At 71.1% G+C, this 2,716-nt stretch carries 1 protein-coding gene; it reads left to right on the plus strand.

All coding sequences use genetic code 11. The features are described 5' to 3' along the window. Positions 1-263: 263 nt before the first annotated feature. Positions 264-2,716: protein kinase domain-containing protein (locus D7W79_RS45555; RefSeq protein WP_244222259.1), on the plus strand; the 2,453-nt coding region annotated here is incomplete at its 3' end.

Consider the following 2,716-nt stretch of genomic DNA (forward strand, 5'->3'; position numbering starts at 1 on the left):
TAAGAGACAGCACCCACACGCCGTCCCCACCTCCCCGCCTTGCTCCCGCGCGCTCCCATGACACGCACGGTAGCGGCGCGCGCTCCGCTGTCCGTCCGTCCCGGGGGCCGCCCTCCGGTGTCGGACAGTTCATGCCTGCCTTCGGGAAACCCTGTCCTCGCCTGGACGGAGGCTCATCCTCGTAAACCCTGGCATCCGGCCAGAAACGGGGGTCCGGGCCTTTCGCGCCGGTGCCTGCCCAGGTGTAGAGTCGGACCCCTTCAATGGCTGGGACGACGCTGACGCTCACTCCGGACGGGTTCCGCGGCCGGGTGTTGGGCAAGTACGAGGTGCTCTGCCGCCTGTCCACGGGCGGGATGGCGGAGATTTTCCTCGCGGCCCAGAAGGGCCTGGCCGGCTTCCGCAAGATGGTGGTGCTGAAGCAGATCCTCCCCGACATCCGCGGCGAGGAGGAGTTCGTCCGGATGTTCCTGGACGAGGCCAAGGTCACGGCCGCGTTCAACCACCCGCACATCGCCCACGTGTACGACCTGGACGTGGCGGACGGCGAGCTGTTCCTCGCCATGGAGTTCGTCCCGGGCGCCACCCTGGTGGAGGTGGCCCGCGCGTGCCGCTCCGCCCACGAGCCCATCCCCATGGGCCTGAGCCTGATGGCCGTGCGCGACACGGCCGTGGCGCTCAACTACGCGCACAGCTTCACCGACCCGCTGGGCCGGCCCTCGCCCGTCGTCCACCGCGACGTCGCCGAGAAGAACATCATGGTGACGTACGAGGGCGTCACCAAGCTGCTCGACTTCGGCATCGCCAAGAGCCTGGCGCGCGCGAGCCGCACGCAGGTGGGCATGGTGAAGGGCACCAGCGGCTACATGTCCCCCGAGCAGATCATGGGCGACCCGCTGGACGCCCGCAGCGACCTGTTCAGCCTGGGCGTGGTGCTGCACGAGTGCCTCACCGGCATGCGGCTGTTCTACGCCAAGAGCGCCGAAGCGATGATGAACGCGGTGCTCAGCGGGGACGTGCCCCCGCCCTCGCGCGTGAACAAGGAAGTGCCGCCGGAGCTGGACGCCATCGTCCTCAAGGCGCTCGCGAAGCGGCGCGAGGACCGCTACGGCACCACGCTGGAGTTCGCCCGCGCCATCGAGCGCGCCGTGGGCCCTCGCATCTGGCACCCCGAACAGAGCAGCGAGTTGATGCTGCGCCTGTTCGCCGAGCGCCGCGACCAGACCCGCCTGCTGCTGATGAGCGGTCAGTCCACCGGGGATGGCACCTCCAGCGAGACGCAGGTGGCTCAGGTGCTGGCCCGGGGCGCGGACGTCCCGGAGCCGGTGACGGTGCCTCCCACGGGGGCGCTGCCGCAGATCTCCTCCACGCTGCCGCCTCGCGCGCCCGCGGCGCCTCCCAAGGCTCCCGCTCCGGCGAAGGCGGCTCCGGCCCCCGCGCTGGGGACGGGCCGCCGCAACACGACGGAGGAGCTGGCGGTCCGCAAGCCCGCGCCGCCGCCGGCCTCGCGCCGGGTGTCGCCTCCGGTCGCGGCTCCGCCCACGGATGAGATGTCCGCGCGGCCCGATGATTCCGAACCGGGCGTGCGCACCCAGCCGTCCCTGCCGCCGGTGATGCTGGATTCATCGCTGCGCATCACGGCGTCCCAGGTCACGACGTCCCCCGGTTATGCCGAGGGTGAGACGATCCTCACGCCGCTGTCGCGCGTGGGTGCCCAGCCTCCCGAGGAGCCGAAGCCGCGTCACACGAAGGAGCCTCCGACCTTCGTCGCGCCGCCCGACGAGCCCCGGGCCCGGAGTGGACGCGAATCCGCTCGGGATGCGGCGAACGGGGCGCCGGAGGATTCACGGCAGCGCTCCGCGAAGGACGCCGGCAACGGCTCCGAGGATCCGCGTTCGCGCTCCGCACGTGAGGCGGAGGTCCGTACCGAGGAACTGAGGCCCAGAGCTGGACGGGATGCGGAGGACTCGCGGCCCCGTCCACCGCGTGAAGCCTTCAACGTGCCTCCCGAGGACGCACGGCCCAAACCGCCGCGTGAAGCCTTCAGCGCGCCCGGTGAGGATGCGCGGGCCCGTTCGACTCGTGATGCCTCGAATGGATCCGCCGAGGACGCGCGTGCCCGTTCGGCTCGCGATGCCTCGAATGGATCCGCTGAGGACGCGCGTGCGCGTTCTACCCGTGACGCCGCGAGCGGATCCGCCGAGGACACGCGAGCCCGTTCAACTCGTGATGCCTCGAATGGATCCGCCGACGATGGGCGCGCTCGTTCAACTCGTGATGCCTCGAATGGATCCGCCGACGATGGGCGCGCTCGTTCAACTCGTGACGCCGCGAATGGGTCCACTGACGATGCACGGTCTCGTTCGAATCGTGATGCCTCGAATGGCGGCGCGGAAGACTCGCGGCCCCGACCCCCTCGCGATGCCTCGAACGGATCCACCGGCGATGCACGGTCCCGTGCCGGTCGCGACGCCTCCAGCAACGGCTCCGAGGACTCCCGCTCCCGGCCCTCACGGTCCTCCACGCAGGACAGCATCCGCGTCACCCAGCCCCACACCGCGCCGCAGGCCCTGCTGAACGACAACGAGACGGCCATCTCCCGCGTGCCGTCCCTGCCTCCCGAAGAGGTCCCGGAGAAGACACCCGCGGTCCGCCGCTCGCCTTCCTCCCGCGGCAAGCAGTCCTCGCCTCCCGCCCGCGCCGCCACCCCGGCTCG

Source organism: Corallococcus exercitus, from assembly GCF_003611585.1.
Taxonomy (GTDB): Bacteria; Myxococcota; Myxococcia; order Myxococcales; family Myxococcaceae; genus Corallococcus; species Corallococcus exercitus.